The organism is Helicobacter pylori (assembly GCF_021062735.1).
GTDB classification, from domain to species: Bacteria; Campylobacterota; Campylobacteria; order Campylobacterales; family Helicobacteraceae; genus Helicobacter; species Helicobacter pylori_DN.
Window position 1 is genome coordinate 80,755 of record NZ_JAHXLB010000001.1, and the last position, 21,876, is coordinate 102,630.

Sequence of the window (21,876 nt, forward strand, 5' to 3'; positions counted from 1 at the left end):
CTTTGCTTGACTAACAGCAAATATCTATGCAAAGGATGCAAACATGAGTTTTAGGATAAATACCAATATCGCTGCTTTAACCTCTCATGCGGTAGGGGTTCAAAACAACAGAGACCTTTCAAGCTCGCTTGAAAAGTTAAGCTCAGGGCTTAGGATCAATAAAGCCGCTGATGATTCTAGTGGGATGGCGATCGCTGATAGCTTAAGGAGTCAAAGCGCGAATTTGGGTCAAGCGATCCGCAATGCTAATGACGCTATTGGTATGGTTCAAACCGCAGATAAAGCGATGGATGAACAAATCAAAATCTTAGACACCATTAAAACCAAAGCCGTTCAAGCCGCTCAAGACGGGCAAACTTTAGAAAGCCGAAAAGCGCTCCAAAGCGATATTCAAAGGTTGTTAGAAGAACTAGACAATATCGCTAACACCACAAGCTTTAACGGCCAACAAATGCTTTCAGGAAGTTTTTCTAACAAAGAATTTCAAATTGGCGCGTATTCTAACACCACGGTTAAAGCGTCTATTGGCTCCACGAGTTCGGATAAAATTGGGCATGTGCGCATGGAAACCTCTTCTTTTAGCGCTGAAGGCATGCTCGCTAGCGCAGCAGCGCAAAACTTGACTGAAGTGGGATTGAATTTCAAACAAGTCAATGGCGTGAATGATTACAAGATTGAAACCGTGCGCATTTCTACAAGTGCTGGCACTGGGATTGGAGCGTTAAGCGAAATCATCAATCGTTTTTCTAACACTTTAGGCGTTAGGGCTTCTTATAATGTCATGGCTACCGGCGGCACTCCCGTGCAATCAGGAACCGTGAAAGATCTTACCATTAATGGCGTAGAAATTGGGACCGTGAATGATGTGCATAAAAACGACGCTGACGGGAGATTGACTAATGCGATCAATTCCGTCAAAGACAGGACCGGCGTGGAAGCGAGCTTGGATATTCAAGGGCGCATTAATTTACACTCCATTGATGGGCGCGCGATTTCTGTGCATGCAACGAGCGCGAGCGGTCAGGTTTTTGGGGGAGGGAATTTTGCAGGGATTTCTGGGACACAGCATGCGGTTATTGGGCGCTTAACCTTGACCAGAACCGACGCTAGAGACATCATTGTGAGCGGTGTGAATTTTAGCCATGTGGGCTTTCATTCCGCTCAAGGGGTGGCAGAATACACCGTGAATTTGAGAGCGGTTAGGGGCATTTTTGATGCGAATGTGGCTTCAGCAGCTGGAGCGAACGCTAATGGCGCGCAAGCGGAGACCAATTCTCAAGGTATAGGGGCTGGGGTAACAAGCCTTAAAGGGGCGATGATTGTGATGGATATGGCGGATTCTGCGCGCACGCAATTAGACAAGATCCGCTCGGATATGGGTTCGGTGCAAATGGAATTGGTTACAACCATCAATAATATTTCTGTAACCCAAGTGAATGTTAAAGCGGCTGAATCTCAAATCAGAGATGTGGATTTTGCTGAAGAGAGCGCGAACTTTTCTAAATACAATATTTTGGCGCAAAGCGGGAGTTTTGCTATGGCGCAAGCGAATGCGGTGCAACAAAATGTCTTAAGGCTTTTACAATAACAGCCCTTTTAATTCAAAGGGGCGTTAGCCCTTTTTATCAGTTATTTTTATAAGTTAGAATGATGGATATTTATCAAAAAAACTTGCAAGCTCTTTTCAAAAAAGACCCTCTCTTGTTCGCAAAGCTCAAAGCCATTAAAGAAAACAAAAAATACGAAGTGTTTTTAGGGAATGATAGCGCGAATTTCAACCTCTTAGATAAAGAAACAAACACGCCCTTATTTGAAAAAAGCCCGCTAGATTCAAGCTTAGAGCTATACAAAAATAGCGAAATTTACATGCTTTATCCTTATTTGTATTATTTTGGTTTGGGTAATGGGGTGTTTTATCGCTTGCTTTTAGGCAATGAAAATTTAAAACGCTTGGTGGTCATTGAGCCTGAAATAGAGGTTATTTTTATTGTGTTGAATCTTTTGGATTTTTCCACTGAGATTTTAGAAAATCGTTTGATTTTATTGCATGCGGCTTTTTGCCATTACAACATGATCGCTTCATTGTTTGATATGGATAAAAAATCTCGTTTATACGCAAGAATGTATGATTTAAAACTTTTTAACGCTTATTATGAACGATACTCTCATCAAATAATAGAAATCAACCAGCATTTCACGCGCGCTTTAGAGCATGGCGCTATTAGCGTGGGCAATGACGCTAAAGATGCGCTCATAGGCATCAAACAGCATGCCGCTAATTTGCCTGAAGTCATCAAAAGCCCTAGTTTGGTGGATTTTGTGAACGCTTTAAAAAACAGAGACACCGCTATTATCGTTTCAACCGGGCCCAGTTTAAATAAGCAACTCCCCCTTTTAAAAGAAATCGCGCCCTACGCCACGCTTTTTTGCATAGACGCTTCTTTCCCTATTTTAGCTAAAGCCGGTATCAAGCCTGATATTGTGCTGTCTTTAGAAAGGGTGGATTTAACGGCGAAATTTTACGAAGAAACCCCCTTAGATTTTCAAGAAGGCGTTATTTTTGCTCTGACTTCTATTGTGCATAAACGATTGATTCAAGCGATTAAAAAGGGGGTTAAACAATTCAGTTTCCGCCCCTTTGGTTATACTAACCTTTTTGGTTTGCACCAGTATGGCTATGTGGGCATAGGCATGAGCGCAGCGAACATGGCGTATGAATTAGTGGTGCATTCTCGTTTCAAAAGATGCGTGTTTATCGGGCAAGATTTGAGCTTTTCACAAAGTGGTAACAGCCACGCTAGTGGGGCGATTTATGGCGATAAAGAGATCAAGCCTAAAAAAGATAAAGATAAGATTTTTATAGAAAAATATGGGGGTAATGGGGAAGTAGAAACCACTTTAGTGTGGAAACTTTTCTTAGAATTTTTTGAAAAAGATATTTTTAACACGCCCTATAAATTAGAAGTCATTAACGCTACTGAAGGGGGGGCTAGGATTAAAGGGGCTAAAGAAATGCCCTTTAAAGAAGTGTGCGAAAAAATAGACAAATCCAAGCCAAAGCCTCCTATTAATCTTATTTATCCCACTCAATCAGAACAGGCTAAAAACTTAAAGATCGCTAGGCAAAAATGCGAAGAGATCATCAAATACGCCAATGAGAAAAAAACTCAAGTTGAAGAAGTGTTTTTGAAAGTGGCGCCATTTTTAGAAGAAGTGGAAAAGCTTCATGAAGAAAAAAAATTAGAAGAGTTGGATTTTAAAGCATTAGAAAATTTGAGCGCTGAAATTGATAACGTTAAAGAGCTTTTTGACGACAAGCGATTCAATTCGTATTTTATGGATGCGATACAATCTTACATCTTCCATCAGGAATTGCACATCGCTGAAATCGTGTGTAAAAAAACGAGTAATGAAGACGAATTAAGGGCTAAGCAATTAGAATACATTTACGCGCACAAATACTGGCTTTTTAGTTTAGCGGGTGGGATGGATTGCGTGATAGAAGCGATCAAAATGGCTTTGAAAGAGTGGTAAAACCCGTTTTTAAGCGTATGTGTCTAGGCTGGAATAAATTTCAGGGATATTTTCGCCACTAGCAAGATTTTTCTCAACTTGGGATCTATCTTTAATTTCGCCGTCGTTATTGATAGCGTTTAAAGCTTGTAGCCTGTCAAAATCAGGGGCGTTTTGTGCATTATCTTGGCTGAAACCATCTTGAATACTGCTTTGTTGTAAATCCTGCTCTGCTTGATTCCTGTCTTTTATGGTTGCGTCATTATTGATATTGTTCAAGGTTTGGAGCTGCGTGAAATTAGGGGTGTAATGGGTGTTGATGGTCATGTTTTATCCTTTTTAGCTTTTTACACGCTCAATCGTGGATCATCATTATAGCAATAATCCATTAAATCGCCCAATCGTAAAACCTTGCATGAGTTTTCAATCAAATCAAAAACTTCCATGAGTTTAGAAAGCTCTCTGTGGTAGGCAAAAATCCCACACCCCTTAATGAAAACAAAATATTTTTTGCTCTCTTGCAACTGGCGTAAAATTTCTGTATCCGCTCTTTCTTGCCAGCTGTCATAATCTTTGGGGTTAAAAATGGAAATTTCTTCGCCCAAAGAACGATACCCTAAATAATCCCTAGGGAGCAATCGGTTGTGGCGCAAGGAATACGCCAAACTATAAGGAGGGCGCACGTAAGCGATGAATTTAGCGTCCAAAAACTCCCGATACACGCTCGCATGAATGGGCGAATCCAGGCTCGCTTCTTTCCAGCGGTAATCTATCTTGTCATGCAAGACCAGTAAGGTGTTTTCATTCAATTGATCAAAAACAGCGTTTCTTTTATTGATCACAAACTGATTTGCACCAATGCGCGCTGAAATGGATCCTTGATAAAGCCCAAAAAAACCCTTTCTAAACATGGATAATGAAATGCTTTGGAGCGAATAAATCAGATTGCTGTCAATGCCTCTTGTGTGTGTGTTCATGTTTAACATGATAACAAGTTTTTTTAATAAAAGGTATTAGTTGCCCAATAGATCTAAATTAAATCAAATCTATAAAAAATCCTAATTTAATGCTAGTAAATAATTTTAGTGATATAGACTAAACTTTAAAGAAAAATCGGGTAATTTTTATCACTTTTTTAAAACAAGTGATAGATTATTAACTTTTTATGCTATAATGCGAGGGTTCTTTCATCAAGAATGGTGATTGACGAGATTTTTCAAATAATGATGTTAAGAAGAATTAAAGTAGGTTCTAATTTGAATAAAAAAGAGAGTTTGTTAGATGCGTTTGTTAAAACCTATCTGCAGATTTTAGAACCCATTAGCTCTAAACGCTTAAAAGAGTTGGCAAACTTGAAAATATCTTGTGCGACGATTAGGAATTATTTTCAAACCCTTTCTAAAGAGGGCATGCTTTATCAAGCCCATTCTAGCGGTGCTAGATTACCCACTTTTAAGGCGTTTGAAAACTATTGGCAAAAGTCGTTGCGCTTTGAAGTTTTAAAGGTGAATGAAAAACACCTAAAAAGCGCGAGTGAAAATTTTGGGCTTTTTACGCTGTTAAAAAAACCGAGTTTGGAGCGTTTAGAAAGAGTCATTGAGTGCGAAAAACGCTTTTTGATTTTGGACTTTTTGGCGTTTTCTTGCACGATGAGTTACAGCGTTAAAATGGAGAAATTTTTATTAGAGCTTGTGGGTAGAAGCGTTAAAGAAGTGCGCTCAATCGCTGCTTCTGTCAATGCGTTGAGTTTGGCTAGGCAATTAGAGCGCTTGGAGTATTCCAACATGCAAATCACACGCTTTAATCTAATGGGGTTAAAAACGCTTTTAAACAGCCCTTTATTTTTTGACATTTTAGGGGGTAAAGTTTTAGAGCGTTTGAAAAAGCCTTTGCATTTTATAGAGCCTGATTGCATGCTAGTAACGCGCCCTATAGAATTTCAAAACAAGCGGATGCAACTGCTTTGCGTGGGGAAATTGGAATGCGATTATGAAGGGTTTTTTCAAACCATTTCTAAGGAGGAATAATGAAAGATGGACACAACCAAGAACACGATCATTTAAGCCAAAATGAGCTAGAGTTTTACGAAAAGGCTTGCACTTGCAACGAACAACAAGGTGAAGAAATGCAAGAAGCGAGCGAAAAAGAATGCGAGATTAAGGAAGATTTTGAGCTTAAATACCAAGAAATGCGCGAAAAATACTTAAGAGTGCATGCGGATTTTGAAAATGTGAAAAAGCGCTTAGAAAGAGACAAGAGCATGGCGTTAGAGTATGCGTATGAAAAAATCGCATTGGATCTATTGCCGGTGATTGATGCGCTTCTTGGGGCTCATAGAAGCGCTATAGAAGTGGATAAAGAGAGCGCTTTAACCAAGGGCTTGGAGCTTACGATGGAAAAGTTGCATGAAGTTTTGGCAAAGCATGGCATTGAAGGGATTGAATGCTTAGAAGAATTTGATCCCAATTTCCACAATGCGATCATGCAAGTCAAAAGCGAAGAAAAAGAAAACGGGAAAATCGTGCAAGTTTTGCAACAAGGCTACAAGTATAAGGGTAGGGTTTTGAGGCCGGCAATGGTGAGCATTGCTAAAAACGATTAAAAACATTTATTTTAAAAGAAAGGATAACACATGGGAAAAGTTATTGGAATTGATTTAGGGACAACTAACTCCGCAATGGCGGTTTATGAAGGCAATGAAGCAAAGATTATTGCTAATAAAGAGGGTAAAAACACCACTCCTTCTATTGTAGCCTTTACGGATAAGGGCGAGATTTTAGTGGGCGAGAGTGCGAAAAGACAAGCGGTAACCAATCCAGAAAAAACCATTTATTCCATTAAAAGAATCATGGGTTTGATGTTTAATGAAGATAAGGCTAAAGAGGCCGAAAAACGCTTGCCTTATAAGATTGTGGATAGGAATGGGGCTTGCGCGATTGAAATTTCGGGTAAAGTTTATACCCCTCAAGAGATTTCAGCCAAAATCTTAATGAAGCTCAAAGAAGACGCTGAAAGTTATTTGGGCGAGAGCGTTACTGAAGCGGTGATCACGGTTCCGGCTTATTTTAACGACAGCCAAAGGAAAGCGACTAAAGAAGCCGGCACGATTGCAGGACTTAATGTTTTAAGGATCATCAATGAGCCTACAAGCGCGGCGTTAGCTTATGGCTTGGATAAAAAAGAGAGCGAAAAAATCATGGTTTATGATTTGGGTGGGGGGACTTTTGATGTTACCGTTTTAGAAACAGGCGATAATGTCGTAGAAGTTTTAGCCACAGGGGGCGATGCGTTCTTAGGGGGCGATGATTTTGACAATCGTGTGATTGATTTCTTAGCGAGTGAGTTTAAAAGCGAAACGGGCATTGAAATTAAAAACGATGTGATGGCGTTGCAACGCTTGAAAGAAGCGGCTGAAAACGCTAAAAAAGAATTGAGCTCTGCGATGGAGACTGAAATCAATTTGCCCTTTATCACCGCAGACGCTACCGGGCCTAAACACTTGGTGAAAAAACTCACTAGGGCTAAATTTGAAAGCTTGACAGAAGATCTAGTGGAAGAAACGATTTCTAAAATTGAAGGCGTGATCAAAGACGCAGGGCTAACCAAAAATGAGATTTCAGAAGTGGTGATGGTGGGCGGCTCCACTCGTATCCCTAAAGTCCAAGAAAGGGTGAAAGCCTTTATCAACAAAGAGTTGAATAAAAGCGTCAATCCTGATGAAGTCGTGGCGGTGGGTGCGAGTATTCAAGGAGGCGTGTTAAAAGGCGATGTGAAAGATGTGCTTTTATTAGATGTTACGCCTTTAAGCCTTGGGATTGAAACTTTAGGGGGCGTGATGACTAAAGTGATTGATAGAGGCACGACTATCCCGGCGAAAAAATCTCAAGTGTTCTCAACCGCTGAAGACAACCAGCCCGCTGTGTCCATTATGGTTTTACAGGGTGAGAGGGAATTGGCAAGGGATAATAAATCGTTGGGTAAATTTGATTTGCAAGGCATCGCGCCCGCTCCAAGAGGCGTGCCACAAATTGAAGTAACCTTTGATATTGACGCTAACGGGATTTTAACCGTGTCAGCGCAGGATAAAAATACCGGTAAAAGCCAAGAGATTAAAATTTCTGGCTCTAGCGGGTTGTCTGATAGCGAAATTGAAAAAATGGTTAAAGACGCTGAATTGCACAAAGAAGAAGACGCTAGGAAAAAAGAAGTGATTGAAGCGAGAAACCATGCCGATAGTTTGGCGCACCAAACCCAAAAGAGCCTTGATGAGCATAAAACGAATTTGAATGAAAACGACGCCAACGAGATTCAAAACGCCATTAACGCTCTTAAAGAGTGCGTCAAAAACGATAACGCTACTAAAGCTGAGCTTGAAGACAAGACAAAATTATTAGCGCAAGCGGCTCAAAAATTAGGCGAAGCCATGGCGAATAAAAACAACGCCGAGCAGCCCAAGAAAAAAGACGATGATGTGATTGATGCGGAAGTGGAGTGAAACGCTTTTAAAAACTTCTTTCAAGTGGGCGGTTTTTAATGAAAACTTGCTTGCTTTTTGGTATTCATTAATGGGATACTGATTGCAAAATCTAAAAATAGCGTTTTTAATCCAAATATCAAAGCTTGATTGTAATCAAGCGATAGCTTTTTTAAGGTTTAGCTTAAAAAGCGTTGGTGGGATTTTAGGAAAATCCCTTATGAGAGAGTTCCTTTTTGGTATGGGGTTATTTTTAATGGCTTGCGCTAGATGGCTCTAATTCAAAACACGCAGTGGGGATTTGATTGAATTCGTTAGCAAAGCGTAAAAAATCGTTGGTAATGTTTTCAAGATGGGATTCTAAATCGTCATAGATCTCTTGGTAGTATGTGTCTCCATTAGGATCAATGATTTTGTCATACGCTGGGCATTTTTGACACTCTTTTTCCCCATCTTTCTCTATGGATCGACCTATGCAAAGATAAAACTTTTCTGAATCGTTGCGCCAATAGTAAGCAAGCCAAAGGTAAAAACCTTTTTTTGGGGTTGGTTTCTCACCATTGACAAACCCTTCCCCTAAAATATCCTGACGGCAAAAGGCGATTGATGGCTCATGGGATAAACGCCCATGGCTGCCAGGACTGATTTTGCACGCATAACCCCATGGCGTTAAAAACTTGTTCAGCCCTCTTTGGTATGAAGCGTATTTTGGGTTCGTTGGGGTTTTGCCTGTTTGTCTCCCTTCTTGCACTTTAGCATCAATTAGTGCTACAAATTCTCTTAACAAGTCTTGGAACGCTTTTCTTTGCTCTTCATTCCATTCTATCGTTTTCTAATCCACCTCAATAAACCAACATTTTACCCTAAACTTATTCCATTTAACGAGTTTAGGCATAATCGCAAAATTGAATTTTATTGTTTGTTATAGGAGGAATGATGATTATCACCACAATGCAAGACGCCATAGGCCGCACTCCCGTTTTTAAATTCACCAGCAAGGATTACCCCATTCCCATAAAGTCCGCCATTTACGCCAAACTAGAGCATTTAAACCCGGGAGGAAGCGTTAAAGATCGCTTAGGACAATATCTTATAGAAGAAGGGTTTAAAACGAGTAAAATCACTTCTAAAACAACCATCATTGAGCCTACTGCAGGCAATACCGGCATCGCTCTAGCTTTAGTAGCGCTCAAGCACCACCTAAAAACCATCTTTGTTGTCCCGGAAAAATTCAGCGCAGAAAAACAGCAAATCATGAGGGCTTTGGGGGCTAAAGTGATCAACACGCCTACTAGTGAAGGGATTTCTGGCGCCATTAAAAAAAGTAAAGAGTTAGCCGAAAGTATCCCTGATAGCTATTTGCCCTTGCAATTTGAAAACCCTAATAATCCCGCCGCTTACTACCACACCCTAGCCCCTGAGATTATCCAAGAATTAGGCATAGGGCTTACGAGTTTTGTAGCCGGGATAGGGAGTGGTGGCACTTTTGCGGGCACAGCTAGGTATTTGAAAGAACGCATTCCTACGATTCGCTTGATTGGGGTAGAGCCGGAGGGTTCTATTTTAAATGGGGGAGAGCCTGGGCCTCATGAGATTGAGGGCATTGGCGTGGAGTTTATCCCCCCTTTTTTTGCAAACTTGGATATTGATGGCTTTGAAACGATTTCAGATGAAGAGGGTTTTAGCTACACTAGGGAGTTAGCCAAAAAAAACGGCTTATTAGTGGGGAGCTCTAGCGGGGCGGCTTTTGTAGCAGCATTGAAAGAAGTGCAACGCCTTCCTGAAGGCAGCCAGGTTTTAACCATTTTCCCGGATGTTGCCGATCGTTATCTTTCTAAAGGTATTTATTCATAAATTCATAAAAAGGAAAAATCATGCACATGCAAACCAAATTAATCCATGGGGGCATTAGTGAGGATGCGACAACGGGGGCGGTGAGCGTGCCTATTTATCAAACTTCCACCTACCGCCAAGACGCCATAGGCCGCCATAAGGGCTATGAATACTCTCGCTCAGGCAACCCCACACGCTTTGCTTTAGAAGAACTCATCGCTGATTTAGAGGGGGGGGTTAAGGGGTTTGCTTTTGCCTCTGGTTTAACCGGGATCCACGCCGTTTTTTCTCTCTTGCAATCAGGCGATCATGTGTTATTAGGCGATGATGTTTATGGGGGGACTTTCCGCTTGTTCAATAAAGTGCTTGTCAAAAACAACCTTTCTTGCACCATTATAGACACTAGCGATATATCCCAAATTAAAAAGGCTATCAAGCCCAACACCAAAGCCCTTTATTTAGAAACCCCTAGTAACCCCTTGCTTAAAATCACGGATTTAGCGCAATGCGCTAGTGTTGCTAAAGATCATGGCTTGCTCACTATCGTGGATAACACCTTTGCCACCCCCTATTGCCAAAACCCGCTTCTTTTGGGGGCGGACATTGTGGCGCATAGCGGCACCAAATACTTGGGCGGTCATAGCGATGTGGTCGCTGGGCTTGTAACCACTAATAATGAAGCGCTAGCCCAAGAGATCGCTTTTTTCCAAAACGCTATCGGTGGGGTTTTAGGCCCTCAAGACAGCTGGCTGTTGCAAAGAGGGATTAAAACGCTAGGATTGCGCATGGAAGCCCACCAAAAAAACGCCCTTTGCGTGGCTGAGTTTTTGAAAAAACACCCTAAAGTAGAAAAGGTTTATTACCCAGGTCTAAGCACTCACCCTAACCACGAACTAGCCAAAAAACAGATGCGTGGCTTTAGCGGGATGCTCTCTTTCACTCTCAAAAATGACAGCGAGGCGGTTGCTTTTGTAGAAAGCCTTAAACTATTCATTTTGGGCGAGAGTTTGGGCGGAGTGGAAAGTTTGGTGGGGATTCCGGCATTTATGACCCATGCGTGTATCCCCAAAGCGCAACGAGAAGCTGCCGGGATTAGAGATGGTCTGGTGCGCTTGTCTGTAGGGATTGAGCATGAACAGGATTTGTTAGAAGATTTAGAGCAAGCGTTCGCTAAAATAGGCTAAAATTTACCATTTATAAAGGAGTTAAAAACATGAAAACGCCAAAAATGAATGTAGAGAGTTTTAATTTGGATCACACCAAAGTCAAAGCCCCTTATGTGCGTATCGCTGATCGCAAAAAGGGCGTTAATGGGGATTTGATTGTCAAATACGATGTGCGCTTCAAGCAGCCCAATAAGGATCACATGGACATGCCAAGCTTACATTCTTTAGAGCATTTAGTCGCTGAAATTATCCGCAACCATGCCAGTTATGTCGTGGATTGGTCGCCTATGGGTTGCCAAACGGGATTTTATCTCACGGTGTTAAACCATGACAATTACACAGAGGTTTTAGAGGTTTTAGAAAAGACGATGCAAGATGTGTTGAAGGCTAAAGAAGTGCCTGCCAGCAATGAAAAGCAATGCGGTTGGGCGGCTAACCACACTTTAGAGGGTGCACAAAATTTAGCACGCGCTTTTTTAGACAAACGCGCTGAATGGTCTGAAGTGGGGGTTTGATTGGTGGGGGGTGATTTTTACTCCCCTACTCCCTTATCTTTACCCATTTTAGCGTTACATTCCAATCAAAAATCATCGTATCAGTGTTAATATTATGTAAAAATTAATGTTGTGAATTTCTTGGTTTAGAAGGATTTCAATGAAAAAATTGATCTTAGTCATTTTTTTAACGCTAACGCTTTCAATATCTGCAAAAGAAGTGAAAATAGTGTTTTTAGAAACTTCAGACATTCATGGGCGGCTTTTTTCGTATGATTATGCGACTGGCGAGCAAAAACCCAATAATGGCTTAACAAGGATTGCAACTTTGATCAAAAAGCAAAGGGCTGAGAATAAAAATGTGGTTTTGATTGACAGCGGGGATTTGTTGCAGGGTAATAGCGCGGAGTTGTTTAATGATGAGCCTATCCACCCGCTAATCTTAGCCGAAAATGATTTGAAATTTGATATTCGTGTGCTTGGGAATCACGAGTTTAATTTCAGCAAGGATTTTTTAGAGAAAAATATCAAGGGGTTTAATGGCGATGTTGTGAATGCAAATATCATCAAAACTGCGGACAATAAGCCGTTTGTAAAACCTTATATTATTAAGAAAATTGATGGCGTGAGAGTGGCGGTTGTGGGGTATGTGGTGCCGCATATCCCCACTTGGGAAGCCGCTACGCCTGAACATTTTGCAGGATTGGAGTTTTTGGACGCCAAAGAAGCGTTAAAAAAGGCCTTAAAAGAGCTAAAAGGGAAGTATGATATTTTGATTGGCGCTTTTCATTTGGGGCGAGAAGATGAGAAAGGTGGCGATGGAGTCCCTGATCTAGCGAAAAAATTCCCGCAATTTGACATCATTTTTGCAGGGCATGAGCATGCGGTTTATAACACCAAAATAGGAAAGGTGCATACCATTGAGCCTGGAGCGTATGGGGCTTATCTGGCAAAAGGCGTGGTGGTGTTTGACACCAAAACGAAGAAAAAAATCATAACGACTGAAAATTTACCCACAAAAGGCGTGCCAGAAGATGAAGAATTAGCGAAAAAATATGAATATGTGGATAAAAAATCAAAAGAATACGCTAATGAAGTGGTCGGCGAAGTGACAAAAACCTTTATTGACAGGCCTGATTTTATCACAGGAGAAGAAAAAATCACCACGATGCCCACCGCCGCATTGCAAGAAACGCCGGTGATAGAATTGATCAATAAAGTGCAAAAATATTATGCAAAAGCCGATGTTTCAGCGGCAGCCTTATTCAATTTTGGCGCCAATTTGAAAAAAGGGCCTTTCAAAAGAAAAGATGTCGCTTATATTTACAAGTTCGCTAATACGCTCATTGGAGTGAAAATAACGGGTGAAAATCTGTTGAAATACATGGAATGGTCGTATCAATTTTACAATCAGTTGCAACCAGGAGATTTGACGATCAGTTTTAATGAAAATATTCGTGGCTATAACTTTGATATGTTTTCTGGCGTGAAATACCAGGTTGATGTTACAAAACCCACCGGATCAAGGATCATTAATCCAACAATCAACAACAAACCCATTGACCCCAAAGCAATCTATAAATTAGCGATCAACAATTACCGATTTGGGACATTATCCACGACATTGAATTTGGTTGCAGATGCTGATAGGTATTATAATTCTTACGATGCATTGCAAGATAATGGGCAAATACGGGATTTAATCATCAAATACATCACAGAAGAAAAAGGCGGGAAGGTAACCCCTGAATTGGAACATAACTGGGAAATCATCAACTACGATTTCAAAAACCCGTTGTTGGAAAAATTGAGAGAAAAGTTAAAAGAGGGGAGCATCAAAATCCCCACTTCAAAAGACGGGAGGACTTTGAATGTCAAATCCATTAAAGAGAGTGAAGTTAAATAAGATTTTTTATTTTTATTATTTATCTTTAATCCTAACTTAAGAAAGAGTGTTCTATAATCCTAGATTGTTGGCTTTTCACTTTTTTGGCGGTTTTCAAACAACCGGGGTTTAATTTTACTTTGTGTCTCTTCTCATTTTTCGGGGGGGGGGGGGGTACATTTGGAAGCTAAACTCTAAAATTAGGGTTTGACTTAAAAATGATTTATAGGAGATAAATGATGTTTTCTTCAATGTTTGCTTCGTTAGGGACTCGTATCATGCTGGTCGTGTTAGCCGCTCTTTTAGGTTTAGGGGGGCTTTTTATTGGTTTTGTAAAGGTTATGCAAAAAGATGTGTTAGCACAACTCATGGAGCATTTAGAAACCGGACAATACAAAAAGCGTGAAAAAACGCTCGCTTACATGACAGAGATTATTGAACAGGGCATTCATGAATATTACAAAAGTTTTGATAATGCTACTGCAAGAAAAATGGCGTTGGATTATTTTAAACGCATTAACGACGATAAGGGCATGATTTACATGGTGGTGGTGGATAAAAACGGGGTAGTATTGTTTGATCCGGTCAATCCTAAAACCGTAGGCCAATCAGGGCTTGACGCTCAGAGCGTTGATGGGGTGTATTATGTTAGGGGGTATTTGGAAGCGGCTAAAAAAGGGGGAGGCTACACTTATTATAAAATGCCTAAATACGATGGAGGCGTGCCGGAGAAAAAATTCGCCTACTCGCATTATGATGAGGTGTCTCAAATGGTGATCGCAACGACTTCTTATTACACTGACATTAACACCGAAAATAAAGCGATCAAAGAAGGCGTGAATAAGGTTTTTAATGAAAACACCACGAAATTATTCCTTTGGATACTGACAGCGACGATAGCGTTAGTGGTTTTGACGCTCATATACGCTAAATTAAGGATCGTGAAACACATTGATGAACTAGTCCTTAAAATCAACGCTTTTAGCCATGGGGATAAGGATTTGAGGATCAAAATTGATGTGGGTGATCGCAACGATGAAATCTCGCAAGTGGGCCGTGGGGTCAATTTGTTTGTGGAAAACGCCCGCTTGATTATGGAAGAGATTAAAGGGATTTCCACCCTCAATAAAACTTCAATGGATAAATTAGTCCAAATCGCGCAAGAAACCCAAAAGAGCATGGAAAATTCCTCAACCACCTTAAATTCCGTAAAAAATAAAGCCACTGATATAGCGGGCATGATGAATGCTTCCATAGAGCAGTCTCAAGGGTTAAGGAAGCGTTTGATTGAAACGCAAGGGCTGGTCAAAGAGAGCAAGGATGCGATTGGGGATTTATTTTCTCAAATCACAGAGAGCGCGCACACTGAAGAGGAACTCTCTAGCAAAGTGGAGCAACTAAGCCGTAACGCTGATGATGTCAAATCCATTTTGGATATTATCAATGATATTGCCGATCAAACCAATCTTTTAGCTCTAAACGCTGCTATTGAAGCTGCAAGGGCTGGCGAGCATGGCAGAGGCTTTGCGGTGGTGGCTGATGAGGTTAGGAATTTAGCCGGGCGCACTCAAAAGTCTTTAGCTGAAATCAATTCCACTATCATGGTGATTGTCCAAGAAATCAATGCCGTAAGCTCGCAAATGAATCTCAATTCGCAAAAAATGGAGCGCTTGAGCGATATGAGTAAAAGCGTGCAAGAAACTTACGAAAAAATGAGTTCTAATTTAAGCTCAGTCGTGCAAGACAGCAACCAAAGCATGGACGATTACGCCAAATCCGGACACCAAATTGAAGCTATGGTAAGCGATTTTGTAGAAGTGGAAAAAGTGGCTTCTAAGACTTTAGCCGATTCTTCAGATATTTTAAACATCGTTACGCATGTGAGCGAAACGACCATGAATTTAGACAAACAAGTGAATTTGTTTAAAACTTAATTGGAGGGTTTTATTAAAAAAGGGTTGGATTGTTAAAAGTTTCTGTGATCACGGCGTGTTTTAATAGCGAAAAAACCCTTGAAGACACCATTCTTTCCGTGCTTAATCAAACTTATAAAAACATTGAATACATCATTATAGACGGGGCTAGCACGGATAGCACTTTAGAAATCATTCAAAAATACAAAGATAAAGTCGCTTGCGCAATAAGCGAAAAAGATGAGGGCATTTATGACGCCATGAATAAAGGCATAAAGCGTTCTAGTGGGGATATTATCGCTTTATTGAATAGCGATGATTTTTACAAAGATGAGTTTGTGGTAGAAAAAGTGGTGCATGAATTTGAGAGGAAAAATTGCGATAGCGTGTATGCGGATCTGGTGTTTGTCAAACCTGATTGTTTAGAAAAAGTGGTCCGTTATTATGAAAGCGGGGAGTTTAACCCTAAAACCTTGCTTTATGGCGTGGTGCCAGCACACCCCACGCTTTTTGTCAAAAAAGCCATTTATGAGTGCTATGGGCTTTACAAAACCGATTATAAGATTTCAGCGGATTTTGAGATGATCATCCGCTTGTTTGTGGTGCAAAAAATAAGCTTTTCTTATTTAAAAGAAGTGTTAGTCATCATGCGCACCGGTGGGGTTAGCGCAAGGGGGTTTAAAAGCCTTTTATTAAGGAATAAAGAAAATTTGAGAGCATGCCAAGAAAACGGCATTCAAGCGAATGTTTTTTCCATGCTTTTAAAATACCCTAGGAAAATAATGGGCTTATTTAAAAGGGGATCTAAAGGGGGACTAAAACGAAACGATTAAAGAAAGATTAGCGTTAAATCGTGGTTTGAATCTTTCTTGATGGTTGTTGTAGGTGTAAAAAACATTCCTCACTAAAGGCATTTCAATCCCTAACTGCAAAGACAAATAGCCGATAAAATCCACGATAAAACCAAAGCGCAAAGGGGCTTGGAAAAAGGTTTTCTTGGTTCTAGGAATGATTGTTGTGATAGCGCCGGATTTAATCGTATCCACTAATAACACCCCTTGCTCTAAAGCGATTCCTAAATAGCTCCTAAAACGATAGGTTTTTTTATCCACAAAAATCCAAGAAAAATCTAATGCGCCCCCATAATTTTGCACCATTAGAATTTGAGGCTGGGAGAGCGAAACGGAATGGGAATAGTTATAGACGCTAAAGATTCTAAAACCGACTTTAGGGTGGTTTCTTAAAAAATGCTCCAAGCCTGTAGCGGTATTAAACCCTATGCTATTAGCCAAAAGAGTCAAGTTTTGATTAGTGGTTGAATAAGTGGCTTGCGAATAGTTGTATCCAAAAATAAAGAAAAATTTAAGGCTTTTTTCTAAAGCCCTTTTTAAGATTTCTTGGTTTTTGTCTAGAACTTTCTGTTTTTCATTGTTTTTATCAAGGGTTAGGGGTTTAGGTTTGTCGTCTTCATTCTTGTTTTTAAAATTCTCTAAGAATTGAGACCAAGTGATTTCTTTAGCTTCTAAAAAGAGTGGATTCAACGATAAAAAGAGATAAATACTAAATAGAGTTTTCAAATACAGCCTTAAACTTTTTGTGGCTATTGTGCCTAATTATCTTAAATTGATTTTAAATTACTTGTATGTTTTTACTATAACCCCCCCAACACGACCGCTTTTTTAAGAATTTATCGCTCAATTAAAGTTTGGCTTAGAGCAAATAAAACACCTTTTCTTCTTGAAAAATGCTTTTAATTTCTACAAAAAGGGTTTTTTCTATGCGTTCTTCTAGCACGATAATAGGGTTTATGCTCTCGCTCCCGCTCACTAACGCCCTTAAAGACAACTCTTCTTCATAATTTAAGGGGTTAAGGTTTAACTCTTTTAAATTATCGTAGTTTTTTGCCATAAGAGTATTAAGGCCTTCCAAAGTCAAAAACAAGGTTTCATCTCTTTGGCTATAGCCCACTAGCGCGCTTAAACGCTGGGAAAAAACCCACCTTAAATCGTTGATCCTTACTTTAGCCTTACTTTTAGAGCGTGCTAAAATATAACAATTCAAGGGGTTTGAATTTTTAGAAAGCCACACGCCCCCATTCAATAAGCGGTAAGTTGCGATCGTTTTTTGGGCTAAAAAAGGCTTATTAGCGCCCTTTTTAGCTGCGTCTAATGCTCTAAAAACTTGCGTTCTTTCTTCAACGCTTGCGGGTAAAATCTGGCGTTTTAAAGGCGAGTAAAGCTCAAGGGGGCTTCTGTTTTGGGATTCTTTTTGGATTTTTAAAGCGAATTGGCAACCGCAATAATTTTGCCGATAAAGCTCATTTTCTCTCGCCAAAGCCTGCAAGTTTAAATCCAACTCGCTCTTAAAATGTTCAAAATTATCGTTTCTAAACACAACAAATTCCAAATTGTGCCTTTGTGCGATGTGTTGTCCCTTAGCGATGAGCTGGTTAGGGTCTTTTTTAGGGCTTGTGAGTAAGGTGGTGGTGAATTTTTCTTCCCCTAATTCAAAGGCCTTCAACGCGCTCGCTTCTAAGCGTAAATCAAAGCACTCAAAACAGCGTTCGCTTTTTTCCCCTAACAATTCCTTACCCTTAGCTTTATCTAAAAATTTTTCTAATTCATAATCGCCCTCAAGCAATTCAATTCCTAGCATCTCGCAAGTGCGTTTCACATCTTCTAAACGCAACAAGTATTCGCTATAAGGGTGGATATTGGGGTTATAAAAAAACCCTACAATTTTTTCACCCACAAAAGCCTCTTTAGCCTTTTTTAAAAAATAGAGGTTATCCACTGAGCAGCAAATATGAATGAGCATTAAAACTGCTTTTTATTCACATCTTCTAAAATATCGTTAGAAACTTTGTCAATTTCTTGACTGATTTCTAAAGAATCGCTAGCGATTTTTAGATTGCCCTCAGTAACCGATCTTAAGGCTTCAATAGAAGCGTTGATTTCTTCTACTTCTTTAACCTGGTTTTTAATGCTTTCGCTCGTGTCTGAAATGCTTTGAACGAGAATATTAATATTAGCTTCAATTTCGCTGAGCGATTTTTGCGTCCTTTCAGCGAGTTTCCTCACTTCATCAGCCACCACCGCAAAGCCTCTGCCATGCTCGCCCGCTCTTGCGGCTTCAATAGCGGCGTTTAGGGCTAAAAGATTGGTTTGATCAGCAATATCTCTAATGATTTCTATAATGCTTTTAATGTCTTGGCCTTGTTCAATCATGGCTTCACTTTGAGAGCTCACGCCTTGAATGGAAGTGGTGATATTTTCTATCGTTTTAGAAGTTTCCATCAAGCTTTTGTGTTGGGAGTTTGAAGCCTTTTCTAAATCTTGCACGCATTCTTTTAAATTCGCGCTATCGTTCGCTAAATCTTTGGCAAAATTAGACGAAGTTTCTAGCATTTTTTGGATTTCTTGCCCTAAAGCGTTAGTAACCAATTCCACCCTACCCGAAGCGTTTTGGATACGGCCTCTAAAATCCAAACCAGAATAGCTTTCAAAGATTTTGAAAATGCTTGGCATGTGAGTCCCTACGCTTTCTTGCAAATAATCCATGATCCCATTTAGCGCATCTCTCAATTCTTTCAAATCAGGGCTTGCGGGCTCAGCCGTGATGCGCACCGCAAAATTCCCTTTTTTCACATCTGAAACCACTTTAATGGTGTCTTGAACGGCTTGCTTGTCTTCTTGCATGGTTTTTTGGGTTTGCAAAATATTTTTATTGATCGCTGTTTGCATGCGCCCTAATTCGTCATTAGATTTCGCTTCAACCAATTTAATACCGCTGGAATTGGCTTGATTGTTCAATAATTTGAAGAAATGAGACAAGGTGCTAGAAACGACTTCCAAACGATTGCTCACAATCGCTCGCATTAAAAGAGTGATCGCTATGATCAAAGCTAACACCATGATAGTGCTCGCTACGATCACCACAAAACGCACCGAGCCTACTTGCTCATAGACCTTGTCTTTTTCAATGATTAAAGCGATCATCCAATTAAGATTGTCTTTACTTTCTGTTTTGCCTAGCATTTTAAAGGTTTCAACGGCTAAAAAATTTTCCTTATGGCTAAAGGGATCTAAGTATTCTAAAGTCGCTTTAGAGCCGTTTTCTAAAATAGCCATCACTTCGTTGGTGGTTTTAGGCACGCTCTTATAAATTTCTGCGATAGATCTGTCTTGCAAACTCTTATTCGCGCTCAAAAGCACTTTACCTTTAACGCCAATTAAAAACAAATCGCTCCTGTTTTTAGTGATTTCATTACTGAAGCTGTCAATAGAAAAGAAAATCATCAAAGCCCCTACAACCTCTTTTGCGTTTTCACTCAATAAAGGTAAAAGAATATCAACCCCATAAACTTCCGCCCCATTAGGCATTTTCCTATAATAACCCAAGCTTTTAGAAATTTCTTTATTCTTCATCACTTTTTGCACTAAAGGGTTATTCCCTAATGACGGATTTTCTACTAGCTTAATCGTATCGTTATCCCTTAAAAGCGTTAATCTTAAATCTTCTCTGTCTTTAAAAAACATGCTCACCCCAGCGACATGCGAATTGGCTAAAATGAAGTTTTTTAACAATTGGATTTTGATTTCTCTTTTGGTGTCTTTAGGGAGCATTTCTTTGACAATGCCCATGCTCGTATAAGTGTTTTCAAAAACCCCTTGCACTTCCTTAACCTTGAAATGCAAACTATCTTGCATAGAATGCAGAGCGCTTTCTTTTAAAATCTCTTTCACCCTGCTGTTTAAGGACACCCCTAAAATGCTCACGCACACGATCACAATCAACGCCACGCACAATATGATTTTATTACCGATACTCAAACCTTTAGACAAAACACAACCTTACCATGATGAAATTTTTTGCCCATTTGCGGCAAAATTTTAAACCGCATTATAGTATTTTAAGCATAAATCAAAAATTAAATTGGGTTAAAAAGACGATCAATCATTCTCATTAAAAAACCATTTAAGGTTGCATTCGCTCTTTTAGGGTATGCTACGACTTGAAATTATCCATAATATAAAAAGGAATCATCATGCCTTTTGTCCCCACTCGTTCTTTGAAAGAAAAAAAGATTGATTTTATTGAAGCAATATTAAACCCCAACGCCCCAAGAGGCGGGCTTTACACTTTAGAGCATTTTGAAACATTACAATGGCAGGATTGTTTGAATCTGAGCTATAACGAGCTGGTAGAATGCGTGTTTGAGCGCTTGGGTTTAGAGATTCCTAAGGGTTTATTGACAAGTGCTTTAAAACGCTATGAAAATTTTGATAACCCTAAAAACCCGGCCCCTATTTTTGCGCTCAATGAAAGGCTTTTTGTCCAAGAGCTCTACCATGGGCCTAGTTTGGCGTTTAAAGACATGGCGTTACAGCCTTTAGCGAGCTTGTTTTCTAATCTAGCGGTAGGAAAAAATGAAAAGTATTTAATGCTCGTTTCTACCAGTGGCGATACCGGTCCTGCGACTTTAGAAAGTTTGGCGGGCATGCCTAATGTTTTTGTGGTGTGTTTATACCCCAAAGACGGCACAAGTTTAGTCCAAAAACTCCAAATGGTTACCCAAAGCGCTAGCAATTTAAAGGTCTTTGGGATCAGTGGGGATTTTGATGATGCACAAAACGCGCTCAAAAACCTTTTAAAAGACGATGATTTTAACGAGGCTTTAAAAGCGCGCCAATTAAAATTAAGCGTGGCTAATTCCGTGAATTTTGGGCGCATCGCTTTTCAAATCGTCTATCATATTTGGGGCTTTTTAGAATTGTATAAAAAAGGCGCGATCAATTCTAAAGAAAAAATCACCCTAGCCATACCTAGCGGTAACTTTGGGAACGCTTTAGGGGCGTTTTATGCCAAAAAAATGGGCTTGAATATTGCTAAAATCAAGGTTGTAACCAACAGCAATGATGTTTTAAGGGAGTTTATAGAAACAGGGCGTTACGATTTAACCCATCGTTCTTTAAAGCAAACTTACTCGCCGGCTATGGATATTTTAAAAAGCTCTAATGTGGAAAGGGTGCTTTTTGATCTCTTTGGGTTTGAACGCACGCTAGAATTGATGCAAGCTTTAGAAGAAGAGAAGTTTTATGCATTAAAGCCTAAAGAATTAGCCCTTTTACAGGAGCATTTTTCTTGCGCGAGCTGCTCAGATGAAGCTTGTTTGAAAACAATCCAAGAAGTTTATGCAGAGCACCAATACCTGATTGACCCCCACACCGCCACCGCTTTAAACGCCAGCTTAAAAACCAATGAAAAAACCCTTGTTTCTGCCACCGCCTCTTATGAAAAATTCCCTAGAACCACCCTTTTAGCCTTAAACGAGCAAAAGAAAAACGATAACGACAAAACTGCCCTAGAAACGCTTAAAAACAGCTACAATACCCCAGATAGCCAACGCCTTGATGACTTGTTTGAAAGAGGAATCAAGCACCAAGAAGTTTTAAAACTCAATGAGATCAAATCTTCTATCCTTTTGTGGCTAGAAAGCCTACATTAAAATCTTTTTTAAGCTCTTATTTTTAATAAAATCCCCATTTTAAGTCAAACTACACTATAATAAGGGAATTCTAAATGAAGATTAAACTTT

General features: G+C 39.9%; 18 protein-coding genes. 12 read left to right on the forward strand and 6 right to left on the reverse strand.

The genetic code is table 11. The features are described 5' to 3' along the window. Positions 1-43 precede the first annotated feature (43 nt). Positions 44-1,588, forward strand: a complete 1,545-nt coding sequence (locus tag KX581_RS00415; protein WP_000009996.1) for a flagellin B — start codon at positions 44-46, stop codon at positions 1,586-1,588. Between the two features lie 62 nt (positions 1,589-1,650). Beyond that, positions 1,651-3,534: a motility associated factor glycosyltransferase family protein gene (locus KX581_RS00420; protein WP_231175289.1), complete on the forward strand. Its 1,884-nt coding sequence runs from the start codon at positions 1,651-1,653 to the stop codon at positions 3,532-3,534. Positions 3,535-3,543: 9 nt separating this feature from the next. Here KX581_RS00420 and KX581_RS00425 read toward each other — a convergent pair whose 3' ends face one another. Both KX581_RS00425 and KX581_RS00430 read right to left on the reverse strand, forming a co-directional pair. Further along, positions 3,544-3,840 carry a hypothetical protein gene (locus tag KX581_RS00425; RefSeq protein ID WP_219025925.1) on the reverse strand — a complete coding sequence of 99 codons (297 nt, stop codon included), beginning with the start codon at positions 3,838-3,840 and terminating at the stop codon, positions 3,544-3,546. Between the two features lie 20 nt (positions 3,841-3,860). Beyond that, on the reverse strand, positions 3,861-4,499 hold the full coding sequence (locus tag KX581_RS00430) for a class II aldolase and adducin N-terminal domain-containing protein (protein WP_100982392.1): 639 nt from the start codon (positions 4,497-4,499) through the stop codon (positions 3,861-3,863). Between the two features lie 210 nt (positions 4,500-4,709). Here KX581_RS00430 and KX581_RS00435 point away from each other — a divergent pair, with 210 nt between their 5' ends. Genes KX581_RS00435 through dnaK form a run of 3 tightly spaced genes read left to right on the forward strand, consistent with a single transcriptional unit; the run spans position 4,710 to position 8,008 of the window. Then, positions 4,710-5,540, forward strand: coding sequence for an HrcA family transcriptional regulator (locus tag KX581_RS00435; RefSeq protein ID WP_231175290.1), 831 nt, complete (start codon positions 4,710-4,712; stop codon positions 5,538-5,540). Beyond that, positions 5,540-6,115, forward strand: a complete 576-nt coding sequence (grpE, locus tag KX581_RS00440; protein ID WP_231175291.1) for a nucleotide exchange factor GrpE — start codon at positions 5,540-5,542, stop codon at positions 6,113-6,115. Before KX581_RS00435 ends, grpE begins: the two co-directional genes overlap by 1 nt. A 30-nt stretch (positions 6,116-6,145) precedes the next feature. Beyond that, positions 6,146-8,008 carry a molecular chaperone DnaK gene (gene dnaK, locus KX581_RS00445; RefSeq protein ID WP_021300983.1) on the forward strand — a complete coding sequence of 621 codons (1,863 nt, stop codon included), beginning with the start codon at positions 6,146-6,148 and terminating at the stop codon, positions 8,006-8,008. A gap of 232 nt (positions 8,009-8,240) precedes the next feature. On the opposite strand, the gene KX581_RS00450 is transcribed toward dnaK, so the two are convergent. Further along, positions 8,241-8,774, reverse strand: a complete 534-nt coding sequence (locus KX581_RS00450) for a hypothetical protein (RefSeq protein WP_231175292.1) — start codon at positions 8,772-8,774, stop codon at positions 8,241-8,243. A gap of 149 nt (positions 8,775-8,923) precedes the next feature. Between KX581_RS00450 and KX581_RS00455 the strand changes: the two genes are divergently transcribed. The 6 genes from KX581_RS00455 (at position 8,924) to KX581_RS00480 (ending at position 16,111) form a co-directional block, all read left to right on the forward strand. After that, positions 8,924-9,841 (forward strand): O-acetylserine-dependent cystathionine beta-synthase, encoded by a 918-nt coding sequence (locus tag KX581_RS00455; RefSeq protein WP_231175293.1) that lies wholly within the window; start codon positions 8,924-8,926, stop codon positions 9,839-9,841. 20 nt (positions 9,842-9,861) lie between these two features. Next, positions 9,862-11,004 carry a cystathionine gamma-synthase gene (locus tag KX581_RS00460; RefSeq protein ID WP_231175294.1) on the forward strand — a complete coding sequence of 381 codons (1,143 nt, stop codon included), beginning with the start codon at positions 9,862-9,864 and terminating at the stop codon, positions 11,002-11,004. Between the two features lie 29 nt (positions 11,005-11,033). Further along, positions 11,034-11,501 (forward strand): S-ribosylhomocysteine lyase, encoded by a 468-nt coding sequence (locus KX581_RS00465; RefSeq protein WP_164539146.1) that lies wholly within the window; start codon positions 11,034-11,036, stop codon positions 11,499-11,501. A 199-nt stretch (positions 11,502-11,700) separates the two neighbouring features. Then, positions 11,701-13,386 (forward strand): bifunctional metallophosphatase/5'-nucleotidase, encoded by a 1,686-nt coding sequence (locus KX581_RS00470; RefSeq protein ID WP_331273808.1) that lies wholly within the window; start codon positions 11,701-11,703, stop codon positions 13,384-13,386. Between the two features lie 215 nt (positions 13,387-13,601). Further along, a complete protein-coding gene (gene tlpB / locus KX581_RS00475; RefSeq protein WP_231175296.1) occupies positions 13,602-15,299 on the forward strand; it encodes a methyl-accepting chemotaxis protein TlpB in 1,698 nt (565 codons plus the stop codon). A 29-nt stretch (positions 15,300-15,328) separates the two neighbouring features. Beyond that, positions 15,329-16,111 (forward strand): glycosyltransferase family 2 protein, encoded by a 783-nt coding sequence (locus KX581_RS00480; protein WP_231175297.1) that lies wholly within the window; start codon positions 15,329-15,331, stop codon positions 16,109-16,111. On the opposite strand, the gene KX581_RS00485 is transcribed toward KX581_RS00480, so the two are convergent. The 3 genes from KX581_RS00485 to tlpA all read right to left on the reverse strand — a co-directional run bounded on the left by KX581_RS00485 (position 16,094) and on the right by tlpA (position 20,122). Next, positions 16,094-16,855: an outer membrane beta-barrel protein gene (locus tag KX581_RS00485; protein WP_231175298.1), complete on the reverse strand. Its 762-nt coding sequence runs from the start codon at positions 16,853-16,855 to the stop codon at positions 16,094-16,096. The two genes, KX581_RS00480 and KX581_RS00485, sit on opposite strands and share 18 nt — an antisense overlap. A 133-nt stretch (positions 16,856-16,988) precedes the next feature. Beyond that, positions 16,989-18,095 (reverse strand): epoxyqueuosine reductase QueH, encoded by a 1,107-nt coding sequence (locus tag KX581_RS00490; RefSeq protein WP_180436501.1) that lies wholly within the window; start codon positions 18,093-18,095, stop codon positions 16,989-16,991. After that, positions 18,095-20,122: a methyl-accepting chemotaxis protein TlpA gene (tlpA, locus tag KX581_RS00495; RefSeq protein ID WP_231175299.1), complete on the reverse strand. Its 2,028-nt coding sequence runs from the start codon at positions 20,120-20,122 to the stop codon at positions 18,095-18,097. Before tlpA ends, KX581_RS00490 begins: the two co-directional genes overlap by 1 nt. Positions 20,123-20,325: 203 nt before the next feature. Between tlpA and thrC the strand changes: the two genes are divergently transcribed. Next, positions 20,326-21,786: a threonine synthase gene (gene thrC / locus KX581_RS00500; protein WP_231175300.1), complete on the forward strand. Its 1,461-nt coding sequence runs from the start codon at positions 20,326-20,328 to the stop codon at positions 21,784-21,786. Positions 21,787-21,876: the final 90 nt, after the last annotated feature.

Excerpts from the sequence above, each read along its gene's own strand:
- KX581_RS00415 (WP_000009996.1), top strand. The coding sequence starts at position 44 with ATGAGTTTTAGGATAAATACCAATATCGCTGCTTTAACCTCTCATGCG.
- KX581_RS00420 (WP_231175289.1), top strand. The coding sequence starts at position 1,651 with ATGGATATTTATCAAAAAAACTTGCAAGCTCTTTTCAAAAAAGACCCT.
- KX581_RS00425 (WP_219025925.1), bottom strand. The coding sequence starts at position 3,840 with ATGACCATCAACACCCATTACACCCCTAATTTCACGCAGCTCCAAACC.
- KX581_RS00430 (WP_100982392.1), bottom strand. The coding sequence starts at position 4,499 with ATGTTAAACATGAACACACACACAAGAGGCATTGACAGCAATCTGATT.
- KX581_RS00435 (WP_231175290.1), top strand. The coding sequence starts at position 4,710 with ATGGTGATTGACGAGATTTTTCAAATAATGATGTTAAGAAGAATTAAA.
- grpE (WP_231175291.1), top strand. The coding sequence starts at position 5,540 with ATGAAAGATGGACACAACCAAGAACACGATCATTTAAGCCAAAATGAG.
- dnaK (WP_021300983.1), top strand. The coding sequence starts at position 6,146 with ATGGGAAAAGTTATTGGAATTGATTTAGGGACAACTAACTCCGCAATG.
- KX581_RS00455 (WP_231175293.1), top strand. The coding sequence starts at position 8,924 with ATGATTATCACCACAATGCAAGACGCCATAGGCCGCACTCCCGTTTTT.
- KX581_RS00460 (WP_231175294.1), top strand. The coding sequence starts at position 9,862 with ATGCACATGCAAACCAAATTAATCCATGGGGGCATTAGTGAGGATGCG.
- KX581_RS00465 (WP_164539146.1), top strand. The coding sequence starts at position 11,034 with ATGAAAACGCCAAAAATGAATGTAGAGAGTTTTAATTTGGATCACACC.
- tlpB (WP_231175296.1), top strand. The coding sequence starts at position 13,602 with ATGATGTTTTCTTCAATGTTTGCTTCGTTAGGGACTCGTATCATGCTG.
- KX581_RS00490 (WP_180436501.1), bottom strand. The coding sequence starts at position 18,095 with ATGCTCATTCATATTTGCTGCTCAGTGGATAACCTCTATTTTTTAAAA.
- thrC (WP_231175300.1), top strand. The coding sequence starts at position 20,326 with ATGCCTTTTGTCCCCACTCGTTCTTTGAAAGAAAAAAAGATTGATTTT.